Below are 15032 nucleotides of genomic sequence, written 5' to 3' on the forward strand. Positions count from 1 at the left end.
ACTTAAGAATTTGCGGTGTGAAGCGGCTTTCTTTGCCTACTTTCTTTGCCGCGGCAAAGAAAGTAGGTGCCGCCCCGCACAGGGGCGACGCCAACAGACCGACATGAATTCAAGGAAAGGCCAACACCCTACAGAACACAACCAAAAAACCCTAACAACGCCAAATCCCATTATCTGAATCCAACACTCACATATTGGAGCTTTCTCAAAAACCGCCCTACAATCCAACCCAACACGCAAAGCGCCGCAGCGAAAGGCAAACAAAGCCAACCCTGCGCAGCGCCAAAAGCAACAGCAAAAAAACCGGAGACAAAACCAACCATGCCTAAAACGCAAAGGCAGCACCACGCCCGCGACACCGCGAGCAACCCAGGCCCAATCTCCGGCCCCGCGCTGTAAGCGCAAAAAAACCACCGAAAAGCGAATCGCCATGAACAAAGCGATGCCTACTCACGCCGCGAGCGAGTCCGACGCCGATCTGTCGCCATCAGCCGATCACGTGCCCAGCGCCATCCCGCGCCCGGCCACGGCCACGGCCACGAAACCGCCCCGACCCAGCATCCACCCAGCCCCGGTAGACGGAATCGCGCTGCCCAGCACGCTGCTCGACATCACCCCACAGCAAGCCGGCACGCAAACCCTCCTGCGCGGCCTGGCGATCCTCGAAGCGGCAGCAGCCGGCGTCCGCGACCTGCGCACCTTCGGCGCCGCGCTCGGCACGACCCGCAGCACCACGCATCGTCTGGTGAGCAGCCTCGTGCAAGCGCGCTACCTGCGCCAGGTGCAAGGCGGCTACCTGCTCGGCCCAAAGCTGATCGAACTCGGCACCATCGCACTCGAACAGATGCCGCTCACCGCGGTCGCACGCCAGCATCTGGAATCGCTCGCGGAACAGACGCTCGACACGATCCACCTCGGCGTGCGCGACGGCGACGACGTCCTGTACATCGACAAAATCCCCGGCACCCGTGGCCTCGAAATGCGCTCACGCGTCGGCCATCGCATGCCGCTGGCGTCGACGGGGATCGGCAAAGCCATGATGCTCGACCTCACGCCGGACGTCTGGCAATCGCTCTTCGACGCATCGCGCCGCGCGCTCGCCGGTGTCAGCTTCAAGCCCGATAACCGCCCTGACGCGCAGACCTTCATGCAGCGCATGACCAACTACGCCGCCGGCGGCTACACCTTCGACCTCGAAGAAAACGAAGCGTCGATCCGTTGCGTCGCGGCTCCGGTGCGCGACGCGTCGGGCGCGGTGGTGGCGGCGCTATCGGTGGCGAGCACGATCCCGTACATGTCGCTCGAACGCATGGACGAACTGATTCCGGTCGTGCAGCGCGAAGCGCGCGCGATCTCGGAAGAACTCGGCTGGCGCGCCCCGCAACCGGCAACCCGCAGGATCAAGCGATGAAGCGAGCGGGTTCTCCCACCCAGGCAGTCAGCCACGCCGCAGCAGTTGCGGTGGACGCCAGCCACGCGGATGCCGCGCTGATCGCGCTCGACTGGGGCACGACCTCGCTGCGCGCCTATCTGTACGACGCGTCCGGCAACGTGCTGGCGACGCGCGCATCGACGGCGGGCATCATGAATCTGCCGCGCAGCGCCGAGCAGGGCGGCTTCGACGCGGCCTTCGACGACGCCTGCGGCGCCTGGCTCGAACACGCGCCCGCCGCGCCGGTGATCGCGGCCGGCATGGTCGGCAGCGCGCAAGGCTGGCTGGAAGCGCCGTATGTGGACACGCCGGCGAGCGCCGATGCGCTGGTGGCCGGCATCGTCCGCGTCAAGGCGGCGTGCGGCGTGACGCTGCATATCGTGCCGGGCGTCCTGCAACGCGGCGAACTGCCCAACGTGATGCGCGGCGAAGAAACGCAAATCTTCGGCGCACTCGGCGAGGAAACGAACACCGCCGACAGCGGCAAGCGTGCCCTGATCGGCCTGCCCGGCACGCACGCGAAATGGGCGGTGGTGCAGGCGGACCGCATCGAACGTTTTCACACTTTCATGACCGGCGAAGTGTTCGCGGCATTGCGCTAACACACGATTCTCGGCCGCACGATGCTCACGCCGGATCTTCCGGACACCGGGGCGTTCCTGCATGGCGTGAACATCGCCCGGGAAAAAGGCCAGGCGGGTGTGCTCGCGACCGTATTCAGTTCGCGCACGCTCGGCCTCACCGGACAACTTTCGCGCGAACAACAACCCGACTATCTGTCGGGATTGCTGATTGGACATGAACTGGCCGGCCTCAATGCCGTGCTCGCGCAACAACAAAGCGCGCTTGCCGGGCAGAGCCTGCGCCTGATCGGCAACGAAGCGCTGTGCGAGCGCTATCGGCTCGCGCTGGCGCAATTCGGCTGTACCCAGGCGGAACTGGTCAAGCATGCTACCGAGCGCGGCCTGTGGCGCGTCGCGTCGCAGGCGGGGCTCGTCCAACCGGCCGCCAAGACGGCGCGCGCCTGACCGGCAGCGCCGCCGCCCACGAAACAAGGAACCGACATGCAACCTCACATCAATCTGCCCGCTCCGTACATGCCGCACGCGGGTTTGATCGCGGCGTTCGAGGCGTGTCCGCTGATCGCGATCATGCGCGGCGTGACGCCCGCCGATGCCGCCGAGCACGGTCAGGCGCTGTATGAAGCCGGCTTCCGGATCGTCGAAGTGCCGCTGAATTCGCCGCAACCGTTCGACAGCATCGCCGCGATCCGCAAGGTGTTGCCGGCCGACGCGATCGTCGGCGCGGGCACGGTGCTGCATCCGAGTTTCGTCAACGACGTGAAGTCGGCGGGCGGCGAACTGATCGTCATGCCGCATAGCGATCCGGAAGTGGTCAGTGCCGCGAAGGCGCAAGGCATGGCCTGCGCGCCGGGCGTCGCGACACCCAACGAAGCGTTCATCGCGCTGAAGAACGGCGCGGACGTGCTGAAGATGTTCCCCGCCGAACAGCTCGGCTGCCAGGTCGTGAAAGCATGGCGCGCGGTGATCGCGGCGGAAGTGCCGCTGGTGCCGGTCGGCGGCATCACGCCTGACAACATGGGCCCGTTCCTCAGCGCGGGCGCGAACGGCTTCGGTCTTGGCTCGGCGCTGTACAAGCCGGGTCAGAGCGCGGCCGTGACGGCATCGCACGCGAAGGCGTTCATCAACGGTTTGCGCATCGCCCGTGCGGGTGCGAAGAAATGAAACGGCTCGCCGGTAAAGTCGCTCTCGTCACCGGCGCCGGTCGCGGCATCGGCGCGGCGATCGCGCATGCGTTCGCACGCGAGGGCGCGGCGGTCGTGCTGGCCGAACTGGATATCGACACCGCGCAGCAGACGGCCGAGCATATCAAGGTGCAGACCGGCGCGCGCGTGCTCGCGGTGCATACGGACGTGACGCAATCCGCGTCGGTTCAGCACGCGGTGAGCGAAGCCGAACGCGCATTCGGCGCGCTCGACGTGCTGGTGAACAACGCCGGCATCAACGTGTTCTGCGACCCGCTCACCATGACCGACGAAGACTGGCGCCGCTGCTTCGCGGTCGATCTCGACGGCGTGTGGAACGGTTGCCGCGCGGCGTTGCCGGGCATGGTCGAACGCGGCGCGGGCAGCATCGTGAATATCGCCTCGACGCATTCGTTCAAGATCATTCCGGGCTGCTTTCCGTACCCCGTGGCGAAGCACGGTGTGATCGGCCTGACGCGCGCGCTCGGCATCGAATACGCGCCGCGCAATGTGCGGGTCAACGCGATCGCGCCGGGTTACATCGAAACGCAATTGACGCATGACTGGTGGAACGAGCAGGCCGATCCGGCCGCCGCGCAGCAGGCGACGCTGGCTCTGCAGCCGATGAAACGCATTGGCCGCCCGGAAGAAGTGGCGATGACCGCGGTGTTTCTCGCCTCGGACGAAGCGCCGTTCATCAACGCCACCTGCATCACCGTGGATGGTGGCCGCTCGGCGCTGTATCACGACTGATTTTTGCAGGACCCGAATTGCGCAGGGGCGCATGGAGTACACCGGACGACGCGCTGGCCGCGTGTGTCACAACCGGTACAAGAAGACGCGGCCGATACCTTCTCGTTATCAATTAGTCAGGAGACACGCATCATGAAACGTAGAATTTTCCTCACGCTGGCAGCAGCGGCGACGGGTGTGCTCTTCAACGCACCGGTTGCGCAAGCTGCCGACCCGGTGAAGATCGGCTTCCTCGTGAAGCAGCCGGAAGAACCGTGGTTCCAGGACGAGTGGAAGTTCGCCGAAATCGCCGCCAAGGAAAAGGGCTTCACCCTGGTGAAGATCGGCGCGCCGTCGGGCGAGAAGGTGATGAGCGCAATCGACAACCTGTCGGCGCAAAAGGCGCAAGGCTTCGTGATCTGCACGCCTGACGTCAAGCTCGGACCGGGCATCGTCGCGAAGGCGAAGGCCGACGGCCTGAAGATGATGACGGTGGACGATCGTCTGGTCGACGGCTCGGGCAAGCCGATCGCATCGGTGCCGCATATGGGCATCTCGGCGTACAACATCGGCAAGCAGGTCGGCGACGGTCTGGCCGCGGAAATCAAGAAACGCGGCTGGGACATGAAGGACGTGGGCGCGATCGACGTGACCTACGAACAACTGCCGACCGCGCATGACCGCACCAGCGGCGCAACCGACGCACTGATCGCCGCCGGCTTCCCGAAGGCGAACATCATCGCCGCGCCGCAAGCGAAGACCGACACGGAAAACGCGTTCAACGCCGCCAACATCGCGCTGACGAAGAATCCGAACTTCAAGCACTGGGTCGCTTACGGCCTGAACGACGAAGCCGTGCTCGGCGCCGTGCGTGCAGCGGAAGGCCGCGGCTTCAAGGCGGACAACATGATCGGTATCGGCATCGGCGGATCGGACTCGGCACTCAACGAGTTCAAGAAGCCGTCGCCGACGGGCTTCTACGGCACGGTCATCATCAGCCCGAAGCGCCATGGCGAAGAAACCTCGACGCTGATGTACGACTGGATCACGCAAGGCAAGGCACCGCCGGCGCTGACCCTGACGACCGGCATGCTGGCCACGCGTGACAACGTCGCCGATGTGCGCCAGAAGATGGGCCTCGCGGCAAATTGAGCGGTTTGATTCAGCAAGTGGTGACATGAAGTGAACTGCCGGCGCGTGTTTCTCTTTCGCGAAAGAGGGCACGCGCCGGCAGCAGCAATACAAGATGAGTAGTTGAGACATGCTCTGCTTTGCACCTGCCCATGACGTAATCACGCAGGCGCCACAAAGCAAAGGTTCACACGAAGCATTAGGAGGCGAAGTGTCAGCGACGCTACGTTTTGACAATATCGGCAAAGTCTTTCCAGGCGTGCGCGCGCTCGACGGTGTGTCCTTCGACGTCAACGTCGGCCAGGTGCACGGCCTGATGGGCGAAAACGGCGCAGGGAAATCGACCCTGCTGAAGATTCTCGGCGGTGAATATCAGCCCGACTCGGGCCGTGTGATGATCGACGGCAACGAGGTGCGCTTCTCCAGCGCGGCGTCGTCGATCGCGGCGGGCATCGCGGTGATTCACCAGGAACTGCAATACGTGCCCGATCTGACGGTCGCGGAAAACCTGCTGCTCGGCCAGTTGCCGAACTCGCTCGGCTGGGTCAACAAGCGCGAAGCCAAACGCTTCGTCCGCGAACGCCTCGAAGCGATGGGCGTGGCGCTCGACCCGAACGCGAAGCTGCGCAAGCTCTCGATCGCGCAGCGCCAGATGGTGGAAATCTGCAAGGCGCTGCTGCGTAACGCGCGCGTGATCGCATTGGATGAACCGACCAGCTCGCTGTCGCATCGTGAGACCGAGGTGCTGTTCAAGCTGGTGCGCGATCTGCGTGCCGACAACCGCGCGATGATCTACATCTCGCACCGCATGGACGAGATCTACGAGTTGTGCGACGCCTGCACGATCTTCCGCGACGGCCGCAAGATCGCCTCGCATCCGACGCTCGAAGGCGTGTCGCGCGACACCATCGTCAGCGAGATGGTGGGGCGGGAAATTTCGGACATCTATAACTACTCGGCGCGGCCGCTCGGCGAAGTGCGCTTCGCGGCGAAAGCGATCGAAGGCCACGCGCTCGCGCAACCGGCCAGCTTCGAAGTGCGCCGCGGTGAGATCGTCGGCTTTTTCGGTCTGGTGGGCGCGGGCCGTAGCGAACTGATGCATCTGGTGTACGGCGCCGATCACAAGAAGGGCGGCGAGTTGATGCTCGACGGCAAGCCGATCAAGGTGCGCAGCGCGGGTGAAGCGATCAGGCACGGCATCGTGCTCTGCCCGGAAGACCGCAAGGAAGAGGGCATCGTCGCGATGGCGACGGTGTCGGAGAACATCAATATTAGTTGCCGCCGTCACTACCTGCGCGCGGGGATGTTCCTCGATCGCAAGAAGGAAGCGGAAACCGCGGACCGTTTCATCAAGCTGCTCAAGATCAAGACGCCGAGCCGCCGCCAGAAGATTCGTTTCCTGTCGGGCGGCAATCAGCAGAAGGCGATTCTGTCGCGCTGGTTGGCTGAGCCCGATCTGAAAGTGGTGATTCTCGACGAGCCGACTCGCGGTATCGACGTCGGCGCGAAGCATGAAATCTACAACGTGATCTATCAGCTTGCCGAACGCGGCTGCGCGATCGTGATGATTTCGTCGGAACTGCCGGAAGTGCTCGGCGTGTCCGACCGGATCGTCGTGATGCGTCAGGGCCGGATTTCCGGCGAGCTGGCGCGCCAGGATGCAACGGAACAATCGGTCTTGAGCCTCGCCTTGCCGCAAAGCTCGACCGCGTTACCTGGAACCGGCACCGGAACCGCATCGGCTGCCCAACAGGCAGCCTGAACATCATTCGGACGAAAGTCCGGCAACCCGTGGGGAACGGGAGGAGTCTTCAACATGCAAGCCAGAGAAAACCTCGCGCAACAGGCCGCCAAGAGCGCCGCCGAAGCGCTGATTCCGCAGTCCAACGACAAGGCGAAATGGTGGCAACAGATCACCGAGTACAGCCTGATCGTGATCTTCATCGTGATGTTCGTCACGATGTCGCTGACCGTCGATCACTTCTTCTCGATCGAGAACATGCTCGGCCTCGCGCTGTCGATCTCGCAGATCGGCATGGTCTCGTGCACGATGATGTTCTGTCTCGCCTCGCGCGACTTCGACTTGTCGGTGGGTTCGACCGTCGCGTTCGCCGGCGTCTTGTGCGCGATGGTGCTCAACGCCACCGGTAACACCTTCATCGCGATCATCGCGGCGGTGGCGGCGGGCGGCGTGATCGGCTTCGTCAACGGCGCGGTGATCGCGTATCTGCGCATCAACGCGCTGATCACGACGCTCGCCACGATGGAAATCGTTCGCGGCCTCGGCTTTATCGTCTCGCACGGTCAGGCGGTGGGCGTGTCGTCGGATACGTTTATCGCGCTCGGCGGTTTGAGCTTTTTCGGCGTGTCGCTGCCGATCTGGGTCACGCTGCTGTGCTTCATCGTGTTCGGCGTGATGCTCAACCAGACCGTGTACGGCCGCAATACGCTCGCGATCGGCGGCAATCCGGAAGCGTCGCGTCTGGCCGGTATCAATGTGGAACGCACGCGCGTCTACATCTTCCTGATTCAGGGCGCGGTGACCGCGCTGGCCGGTGTGATTCTGGCCTCGCGTATCACGTCGGGTCAGCCGAATGCCGCGGAAGGCTTCGAGCTGAACGTGATCTCGGCGTGCGTGTTGGGCGGCGTCTCGCTGCTCGGCGGCCGCGCGACGATTTCCGGCGTCGTGATCGGCGTGCTGATCATGGGCACGGTCGAGAACGTGATGAACCTGATGAACATCGACGCGTTCTATCAGTACCTCGTGCGTGGCGCGATCCTGCTCGCCGCCGTGCTGCTCGACCAGTTGAAGAACCGCGGATCGCGCGATTAAACCCGCGACTCACTCACTTGCTCTAAAAGGAATCGAACGATGTCGTCTCCGGCCAATGCAAACGTCCGTCTCGCGGATAACGTCTTTGCGCGCTATCCGAGCCTCGTCGACCGCACGGTGTTGATCACGGGTGGCGCGACCGGCATCGGCGCATCGTTCGTCGAGCACTTCGCGGCGCAAGGCGCTCGCGTCGCGTTCTTCGACATCGACGTGAGCGCCGGCGAAGCGCTCGCCGACGAGCTCGGCGATTCGAAGCACAAACCGCTGTTCCTGCCGTGCGATCTGACCGACATCGACGCGCTGCAAAAAGCGATCGCCGACGTGAAGACCGCGCTCGGCCCGATCCAGGTGCTGGTGAACAACGCCGCGAACGACAAGCGCCACACGATCGGCGAAGTCACGCGCGAGTCGTTCGACGCGGGCATCGCGGTGAACATTCGGCACCAGTTCTTTGCTGCGCAAGCGGTGATGGAGGACATGAAAGCCGCCAACAGCGGCTCGATCATCAACCTCGGTTCGATCAGCTGGATGCTGAAGAACGGCGGCTATCCGGTCTATGTGATGTCGAAATCCGCAGTGCAGGGTTTGACGCGTGGTCTTGCGCGCGACCTCGGCCACTTCAATATCCGCGTCAATACGCTGGCGCCGGGCTGGGTGATGACCGAGAAGCAGAAGCGCTTGTGGCTCGACGACGCGGGCCGTCGTTCGATCAAGGAAGGGCAGTGCATCGACGCCGAGCTGGAACCGGCCGACCTCGCGCGCATGGCGCTCTTCCTCGCCGCCGACGACAGCCGGATGATCACCGCGCAGGACATCATCGTCGACGGAGGCTGGGCGTGAGTGCGAGCGGTTCATCCTGCACGGCCGCGCTGCTGCTCGATACGAAATGCACGCTCGGCGAAGGCGCGACATGGTGCGCGCAAAGCGGCCGTTTCTATTGGACGGATATCGAAGGCGCGCGCCTGTGGCGCTATGACCCGAGGGACGGTAGCACCATGTCCTGGCGTATGCCCGAGCGCCTCGCCACGTTCGCGCTGTGCGCGGATCCGCGTTACCTGCTGCTCGGCCTGGCCACGCATCTCGCCTTTTTCGAGCTGGCCACCGGTGAGACGCGGCGCATCATCGACGTCGAACCCGGCTTGAATACGCGCGTAAACGACGGCCGCTGCGACCGTCAGGGGCGCTTCGTGTTCGGCACCAAAGATGAAGGCGCGCCGCTGCAGGCAATCGGCGGCTTCTACCGGCTCGATCACGATCTTTCGCTCGAGCGTTTGCCGTTGCCCGCGCCCGCGATCTCGAACAGCATTGCGTTCAGTCCCGACGGCACGACGATGTACTACTGCGATTCGCCCACACGCGAAATCCGCGCGTGCGACTACCGCGCTGAAGGCGGCATCGCCAACGACCGCCTGTTCATCCAACTCACCGACGCCACCGGCGAACCCGACGGCTCGACCGTCGACCGCGACGGCGGCCTGTGGAACGCGCAATGGGGCGGCCGGCGAGTGGTGCGCTACGGCCCGGACGGCGTGGAAACGGAGCGTGTCGACGTGCCGACCGCGCAGCCCAGTTGCGTCGCGCTGGGCGGCGCGCAACTCGGCACGCTGTATATCACGAGCGCACGCTGTGACCTCGATGCAGCGGCGCTTGCGGACGATACGCACGCCGGCGGCGTGTTCGTCGCCACGCCCGGACGGCAAGGTTTGCCGGAGCCGGTGTTCCAAGGCGCGCCAGCTTAGCGCAGAATGACGCTGCCTCGCTCTCGAGGCAGCAATGAAGTAATGAAACGGTAAAGCGCGGTCGGGCAGTGAACCTGAAAGTGAATCGCAAGTTGATGGTGCAATCCCAGTGGCAGCAAATCGGCAGCATGCAGTTCGGACCCAGAGGCGACCAGTTTAAGAAAATCGCCCAACAGCATCCGTCAGCAATGACGGCAACGTCCCAAGCCTCTCGATGGAGCCAGATATGACTGTTGCGAATCTTGTTTCTTCCTCCCCTCAGACCTCACAGAGTCGACGCTCGCGACTCGCCGCGGCGGCCAATCCGGTGTTGCCGGGTCCCAGCACGTCGGCGGTGGCCGTCGGCGAAGCCAGCGCCGGCGATGTCGCGTGCATCACGCTCGCCAACGCGCATTTGCGTCTCGACGTCGCGCCGACGCTCGGCGGCGGCGTCACCCGTTTCGACTGGCGCAACGACGGCGCGCTCACGCCGATCTTCCGCCGCTGCCGCCACGTCGGCGCCGATACGCAACCGAACCAGTTGTCCTGTTATCCGCTCCTGCCGTATTCAAATCGCATCGGCGGCGGGGAATTCAATGTGGCGGGACGGCGCGTCGAGGTGCCGCGCAATCGCGCCGACGAACCCTTGCCGATTCACGGCGACGGTTGGCAATCGGCCTGGCAGGTCGCGGAGTCGGATCGCGAAAATGTCCGCCTCACGCTCGATCGCCGCGACGGCAAGCCGTACACGTACCGCGCGACGCAAACCTATACGCTGGACGGCCCGACGCTGGTCGTCACGCTCGAAATCGAAAATACCGGCCGCGAGGCGCTGCCTTTCGGGCTGGGCGTGCATCCCTTCTTCGTGCGCGACGCGGACACCGAGTTGTCCGCCGCGGCCGGCGGCCTGTGGCTCTCCGGCGACGACTGGTTGCCGGTGCGGCATGTGCAGGCGCCGCCCGCCTGGCAATTCGGCGTGGCGTATCCGCTGCCGGAAACCATCGTCAATCACGCCTTTACCGGCTGGAGTGGGCAAGCGGCGGTAGTGTGGCCGAAGCGCCGCCTGTCACTGAACATTGCCGCCGATACCGACTACTACGTGCTGTACACGCCGCCCGGCGAAGACTTTTTCTGCTTCGAACCGGTGGATCATCCGATCAACGCGATGAACCTGGCTGGCGGCGCGAGTGAAAACGGCATGACCTTGCTAGGACGCGGCGAGCGACTGACGCGCACGTTCCGATTCACCGTCGAACGCACGGGTTTGCGCTCAATGCCGGGCGCGCGCGGCTCGAAGCGGCGGCAGTAGTGGGCGAAGGTGGCGCGGCCCGCCGCGCAGGACGGGTAAAATACGCGCCTCTTCCGTTTTCCAGCTCGCCGCGAGACCCACCATGTCCAATTTCATCCAGACACTCAACGACGCCTGGCAGCGCACCAACTCGCTGCTGTGCGTGGGCCTCGATCCCGAGCCGAGCAAATTCCCGGGCGCGCTCGCGGGCCGTCCCGAGGCGATCTTCGACTTCTGCCGCACGATCGTCGACGCAACCGCGCCGTATGCGTCGTCTTTCAAACCGCAGATTGCCTACTTCGCGGCGCATCGCGCGGAAAACCAGCTTGAGCAGCTGATCGCCCACATTCATGCGAACCATCCGGGCCTACCGGTGATTCTGGACGCGAAGCGCGGCGACATCGGCAGCACCGCCGAGCAATATGCGCGCGAGGCGTTCGAGCGTTATCAGGCGGACGCCGTGACGGTGAATCCCTATATGGGTTTCGACTCGATCCAGCCGTATCTGGAGCACGCAGGCAAAGGCGTGATCGTGCTGTGCCGCACGTCGAACCCGGGCGGCTCCGACCTGCAATTCCTGGAGACGGGCGGCCGTCCGCTGTATCAGGTCGTTGCGCAATTGGCGGCGGAGAAATGGAATGCGAGCGGCCAGCTGAGTCTGGTGGTCGGCGCGACTTTCCCGAAAGAGATTGAAGTGGTGCGGGGGATCGTCGGCGATATGCCGCTGCTGATTCCGGGCATCGGCGCGCAAGGCGGCGACGTGGAAGCGACGGTCAACGCCGGCCGCACCGCGAACGGCACGGGCATGCTGATCAACTCGTCGCGGGCGATCATCTACGCGGGCAAGGGCGACGATTTCGCCGAAGCCGCGGCGAAGGCCGCGATGGAAACGCGGGACCGGATCAACGCGTTCCGATAATCGCAGGCTGTCGTTGTTCGGGCGCGCGTGGAGTTCAGTTTGGCCTCAGCCGGTCGATCAACGCGGCATGCCGCGCTTTCAACGCGTCGATATCCGCGAGATCGGCATAAAAGCGCGGGCAACCTTCATTGAAGGCAGCCTATGAACGCTTGGGATTCAGGTTGGGCCCAGCCGCTCGATCAACGCCGCATGCCGCGGATGCCGCGCTTTCAACGCGCCGACATCCGCCAGTTCGAATTCGCTGAATTCAAAACCCGGCGCCACCGTGCAGCCCACCAGCGCGAAGGTCGCCGGATCGGCGCATTCCGCCGCGAACCACAGACCTGCAGGCACCACGGCCTGAAACACGGCATCCGCGTGCGTCAGCGCGTCGCCGAGCTTATGTGTCACCAATGCGCCCGTCTCGTCGAGCACATGGACGTTCAACGGTTCGCCCGCATAGAAATGCCAAACCTCGTCGGACTTGAGCCGGTGCCACGCCGAATGCGCGCCGTCGCAGAGCAGGTAATAGATCGCCGTGGACGCAGAGCGCGTCTCCGCTGCGCCGTGGTCGCTGTCGCGGATCACGCGCTCCGCCGAGCGGTACGTCTCGCAGAAAAATCCGCCTTCGGGATGCGGCTTGAGATCGAGGCGGCGGATCAGTTCGTCTTTGACTGCGTGCGAATCAGGCATCGGCTCTCCGCTTCGAACAAGGGTTAGTGCTCGCGTTCGTCGAGCAAGGCGAGGACGCCGCGCAATGCATGCGCGGCAGCCTGCACGCGGATCTTCTCGCGGTCGCCCTTGAAGATCTTCGTTTCCACCGACGTATGCAGCCGGTTGCTCCAACCGAACGAGACCATGCCGACCGGTTTGGTCTCGGTGCCGCCGCCCGGTCCGGCGACGCCGGTAATCGACAGCGAGACCTGCGCGCGGCTATTGCGCAGCGCGCCTTCGGCCATGGCGCGTGCCACCTGCTCGCTGACCGCGCCGTGCTTGTCGATCAGCTCGGCGGGCACGCCGATCATCTCGCTCTTCGCCTGATTCGAATACGTGACGAAGCCGCGCTCGAACCAGCCGCTGCTGCCGGAAATGTCGGTGATCGCGGTCGCTACCATGCCGCCCGTGCAGGACTCGGCCGTGACGAGCATGAGGCGCTCGTCGCGCAGACGGTTGCTCACGCGAATGGCGAGCTGGTGAACGACGGAATCGGTAGGCATGGCGTCAATCCGGAAAAACGGGGGCTGGCGGTGAATGCCCGGCGGCGCGGCAGCCGCCGGGCAGCAGTCAAACGGACATGCGCCAGAGTGCAATCACGAGCAGCGTGAAAAACGCGGCGACCAGGTCATCGAACATGATGCCAAAGCCACCTTTCAGACGACGATCGAAATAGCCGATGGGTGGCGGCTTCACCATGTCGAAGAAGCGGAACACGAGGAACGCCCACAACTGCCCGGTCAGCGTGACCGGTGTGACCATTAGCAGCACCAGCCAGAACGCGATGATTTCGTCCCACACGACCGGCGAAGGATCGTCGATGCCGAGCTTCTTCGCGGTGAATCCGCAAATCGCAATGCCGCCGAAGAAGCCGGCGACGATCAGCAGGCCCCACTCGATTACGGTCAGATAACGGCTCAGAACGGCGAACGACGCCCACGCGAACAGTGTGCCGATCGTGCCCGGCGCGACCGGCGACAGGCCACTGCCGAACCCCAGCGACAGAATGTGCAGCGGATGCGACAGCATGAAGCGCGCGGTGGCGCGGCGCGGCTGACGGCCGGGCGGGCGTGGATCGGGCGCGCGCGGCGCCTGCGGCGGCTCGACGCTGATGAGTTTGTCGGCCGGGCCGAGCGGGGGATCAGTCTGCATGAAAGTGGTCGAAGCCTTGCAACGTCAGAGTAAGCGGCGCGCCGGCGGCATCGCGCCAGCCGATCGCCGGGCGGTCGGCCGCCGATTCGAGAGCGCTTATTGTACCGATGCGGGTGAGCTGAATGCCCACCTCGTGGCCGGCCTTTTCGACTGCGGCACGCGCCGCGGGCGGCGCGGTGAAGCACAGCTCGTAGTCGTCGCCGCCGGCGAGCGTGCAGCGTCGCTGGACCTCCGGCGCGAGGCGGCGCAGCGCGGCGGACCGGGGCACGGCGTCGACGTCGACCGTGGCTCGCAAGTTCGAGCGTTCCAGAATGTGCAGCAGATCGCCCGCGAGACCGTCCGAGAGGTCGAGCGCCGCGTGGGCGACGCCGCGCAGCGCGAGCCCGAGCGCGACGCGCGGCTCCGGGCGGTCGAGGGCGCGACTAAACGTCGCAGTGTCGCTGGCATCGGCAGACCATTCGCCGCGCCGCACGCCGAGGCCGGCGCGCGCGTCGCCGAGCGTGCCGGAAATCCAGATGTCATCGCCCGGTTGCGCGGCGTCGCGGCGCAGCGCCGCGCGCGGCGGCACGCTGCCGAATACCGTGATGCACAGATTCAGCGGACCGCCGGTCGTATCGCCGCCGATCAGCTCGCAGCCGTAGCGTTCGGCCAGCGCGAAAAGCCCTTCGCTGAACGCGGCAAGCCAGGCTTCTTCGGCCTTCGGCAAGGAGAACGCCAGCGTGAACGCCTGCGGTTGCGCACCCATCGCGGCGAGGTCCGACAAGTTCACGGCGAGGGCTTTGTGACCCAGCGCCTCGGGATCGACATCGGCGAGAAAGTGGCGGCCTTCCACCAGCATGTCCGTCGATATCGCCAGCATTTCGCCCGCGCGCGGGGCGAGTAGCGCGCAGTCGTCGCCGATGCCGAGCGTGCCGCTCGCGGCGTCGGCGGGCCGGGCAGCGGCGCGGCGGGCAAAGAAACGATCGATCAGCGAAAACTCGGAGAGCATGGTGGCGAAGGGTGAACGATTAATTGTTGCGAATTGCGGCTAACGGCGCGCATTGTATGGAGTGGTCATCGGGTAAACATTCGATCGCCCGGCAACTCCGATTCGGGTCGCGTTGCGGCCACAGCATGCCACGTCAGCCTTTCGCTATGTTTCTGTCGCGGCAGTTGTACCCGTATTGAAGGAATTGGGCCGCCAATTGGGGCTACAATGCCGTCGAACGTCTATTCTAATCCGCCCTTCGAAGCCCGCCTTATGTCGACTCCCGTCAATAGCAAACTCCGCGAAGCCGCCCTCGATTACCACGAGTTCCCCACCCCGGGGAAGATCGCGATCGCCCCGACCAAGCAGATGATCAACCAGCGCGACCTCGCGCTGGCGTAT

At 64.6% G+C, this 15032-nt stretch carries 14 protein-coding genes and 2 pseudogenes; 12 read left to right on the top strand and 4 right to left on the bottom strand.

Annotation, left to right across the window (positions count from 1 at the left end):
- The first annotated feature begins 430 nt into the window (after positions 1–430).
- From P0D80_RS46700 to pyrF, 11 genes and pseudogenes are all read left to right on the top strand, one after another.
- Positions 431–1411, top strand: coding sequence for an IclR family transcriptional regulator (locus P0D80_RS46700; RefSeq protein ID WP_408183693.1), 981 nt, complete (start codon positions 431–433; stop codon positions 1409–1411).
- Positions 1408–2460 (top strand): annotated as a pseudogene (locus P0D80_RS46705) (2-dehydro-3-deoxygalactonokinase). Before P0D80_RS46700 ends, P0D80_RS46705 begins: the two are co-directional and overlap by 4 nt.
- Before the next feature lie 36 nt (positions 2461–2496).
- Positions 2497–3177 carry a 2-dehydro-3-deoxy-6-phosphogalactonate aldolase gene (locus P0D80_RS46710; RefSeq protein WP_408183411.1) on the top strand — a complete coding sequence of 227 codons (681 nt, stop codon included), beginning with the start codon at positions 2497–2499 and terminating at the stop codon, positions 3175–3177.
- Entirely contained in the window at positions 3174–3950 is a 777-nt protein-coding gene (locus P0D80_RS46715) for an SDR family oxidoreductase (protein WP_408294710.1), read from the top strand. Before P0D80_RS46710 ends, P0D80_RS46715 begins: the two co-directional genes overlap by 4 nt.
- 132 nt (positions 3951–4082) lie before the next feature.
- The gene (locus P0D80_RS46720) at positions 4083–5081 is read left to right on the top strand and encodes an arabinose ABC transporter substrate-binding protein (RefSeq protein WP_132373029.1); all 999 of its coding nucleotides are present in this window, start codon (positions 4083–4085) and stop codon (positions 5079–5081) included.
- 190 nt (positions 5082–5271) lie between these two features.
- A complete protein-coding gene (gene araG / locus P0D80_RS46725) occupies positions 5272–6822 on the top strand; it encodes an L-arabinose ABC transporter ATP-binding protein AraG (RefSeq protein ID WP_408183412.1) in 1551 nt (516 codons plus the stop codon).
- A 54-nt stretch (positions 6823–6876) separates the two neighbouring features.
- On the top strand, positions 6877–7893 hold the full coding sequence (gene araH / locus P0D80_RS46730) for an L-arabinose ABC transporter permease AraH (RefSeq protein ID WP_132373033.1): 1017 nt from the start codon (positions 6877–6879) through the stop codon (positions 7891–7893).
- 39 nt (positions 7894–7932) lie between these two features.
- A complete protein-coding gene (locus tag P0D80_RS46735) occupies positions 7933–8733 on the top strand; it encodes an SDR family NAD(P)-dependent oxidoreductase (protein WP_132373035.1) in 801 nt (266 codons plus the stop codon).
- Positions 8730–9632, top strand: a complete 903-nt coding sequence (locus P0D80_RS46740; protein ID WP_408294715.1) for an SMP-30/gluconolactonase/LRE family protein — start codon at positions 8730–8732, stop codon at positions 9630–9632. The genes P0D80_RS46735 and P0D80_RS46740 overlap by 4 nt, the downstream gene beginning before the upstream one ends.
- Positions 9633–9858: 226 nt before the next feature.
- Positions 9859–10920, top strand: coding sequence for an aldose 1-epimerase (locus tag P0D80_RS46745; protein ID WP_132373039.1), 1062 nt, complete (start codon positions 9859–9861; stop codon positions 10918–10920).
- 82 nt (positions 10921–11002) lie between these two features.
- Positions 11003–11818: an orotidine-5'-phosphate decarboxylase gene (gene pyrF, locus P0D80_RS46750; RefSeq protein ID WP_408183416.1), complete on the top strand. Its 816-nt coding sequence runs from the start codon at positions 11003–11005 to the stop codon at positions 11816–11818.
- A gap of 156 nt (positions 11819–11974) precedes the next feature.
- Here the strand turns inward: pyrF and P0D80_RS46755 are convergent, their stop codons facing one another.
- The 4 genes from P0D80_RS46755 to thiL all read right to left on the bottom strand — a co-directional run bounded on the left by P0D80_RS46755 (position 11975) and on the right by thiL (position 14651).
- Positions 11975–12490 (bottom strand): cupin domain-containing protein, encoded by a 516-nt coding sequence (locus P0D80_RS46755; protein WP_408294719.1) that lies wholly within the window; start codon positions 12488–12490, stop codon positions 11975–11977.
- A gap of 23 nt (positions 12491–12513) precedes the next feature.
- Complete coding sequence (locus P0D80_RS46760; RefSeq protein WP_106285221.1) at positions 12514–13014, bottom strand: CinA family protein; 501 nt, start codon at positions 13012–13014, stop codon at positions 12514–12516.
- A gap of 67 nt (positions 13015–13081) precedes the next feature.
- Positions 13082–13663 carry a phosphatidylglycerophosphatase A family protein gene (locus P0D80_RS46765; RefSeq protein ID WP_207915607.1) on the bottom strand — a complete coding sequence of 194 codons (582 nt, stop codon included), beginning with the start codon at positions 13661–13663 and terminating at the stop codon, positions 13082–13084.
- Positions 13653–14651 carry a thiamine-phosphate kinase gene (gene thiL, locus P0D80_RS46770; protein WP_408294723.1) on the bottom strand — a complete coding sequence of 333 codons (999 nt, stop codon included), beginning with the start codon at positions 14649–14651 and terminating at the stop codon, positions 13653–13655. The genes P0D80_RS46765 and thiL overlap by 11 nt, the downstream gene beginning before the upstream one ends.
- Before the next feature lie 207 nt (positions 14652–14858).
- Here thiL and P0D80_RS46775 point away from each other — a divergent pair.
- A pseudogene (locus tag P0D80_RS46775) lies at positions 14859–15032 on the top strand (malic enzyme); the annotation flags it as partial.

Source organism: Paraburkholderia sp. RL17-373-BIF-A (genome assembly GCF_046030175.1).
GTDB lineage: Bacteria > Pseudomonadota > Gammaproteobacteria > Burkholderiales > Burkholderiaceae > Paraburkholderia.

Bases quoted from the DNA above. Each gene is read 5' to 3' on its own strand.
- P0D80_RS46700 (WP_408183693.1), top strand. From the start codon at position 431: ATGAACAAAGCGATGCCTACTCACGCCGCGAGCGAGTCCGACGCCGAT.
- P0D80_RS46710 (WP_408183411.1), top strand. From the start codon at position 2,497: ATGCAACCTCACATCAATCTGCCCGCTCCGTACATGCCGCACGCGGGT.
- P0D80_RS46715 (WP_408294710.1), top strand. From the start codon at position 3,174: ATGAAACGGCTCGCCGGTAAAGTCGCTCTCGTCACCGGCGCCGGTCGC.
- P0D80_RS46720 (WP_132373029.1), top strand. From the start codon at position 4,083: ATGAAACGTAGAATTTTCCTCACGCTGGCAGCAGCGGCGACGGGTGTG.
- araH (WP_132373033.1), top strand. From the start codon at position 6,877: ATGCAAGCCAGAGAAAACCTCGCGCAACAGGCCGCCAAGAGCGCCGCC.
- P0D80_RS46735 (WP_132373035.1), top strand. From the start codon at position 7,933: ATGTCGTCTCCGGCCAATGCAAACGTCCGTCTCGCGGATAACGTCTTT.
- P0D80_RS46745 (WP_132373039.1), top strand. From the start codon at position 9,859: ATGACTGTTGCGAATCTTGTTTCTTCCTCCCCTCAGACCTCACAGAGT.
- pyrF (WP_408183416.1), top strand. From the start codon at position 11,003: ATGTCCAATTTCATCCAGACACTCAACGACGCCTGGCAGCGCACCAAC.
- P0D80_RS46755 (WP_408294719.1), bottom strand. From the start codon at position 12,490: ATGCCTGATTCGCACGCAGTCAAAGACGAACTGATCCGCCGCCTCGAT.
- P0D80_RS46760 (WP_106285221.1), bottom strand. From the start codon at position 13,014: ATGCCTACCGATTCCGTCGTTCACCAGCTCGCCATTCGCGTGAGCAAC.
- P0D80_RS46765 (WP_207915607.1), bottom strand. From the start codon at position 13,663: ATGCAGACTGATCCCCCGCTCGGCCCGGCCGACAAACTCATCAGCGTC.
- thiL (WP_408294723.1), bottom strand. From the start codon at position 14,651: ATGCTCTCCGAGTTTTCGCTGATCGATCGTTTCTTTGCCCGCCGCGCC.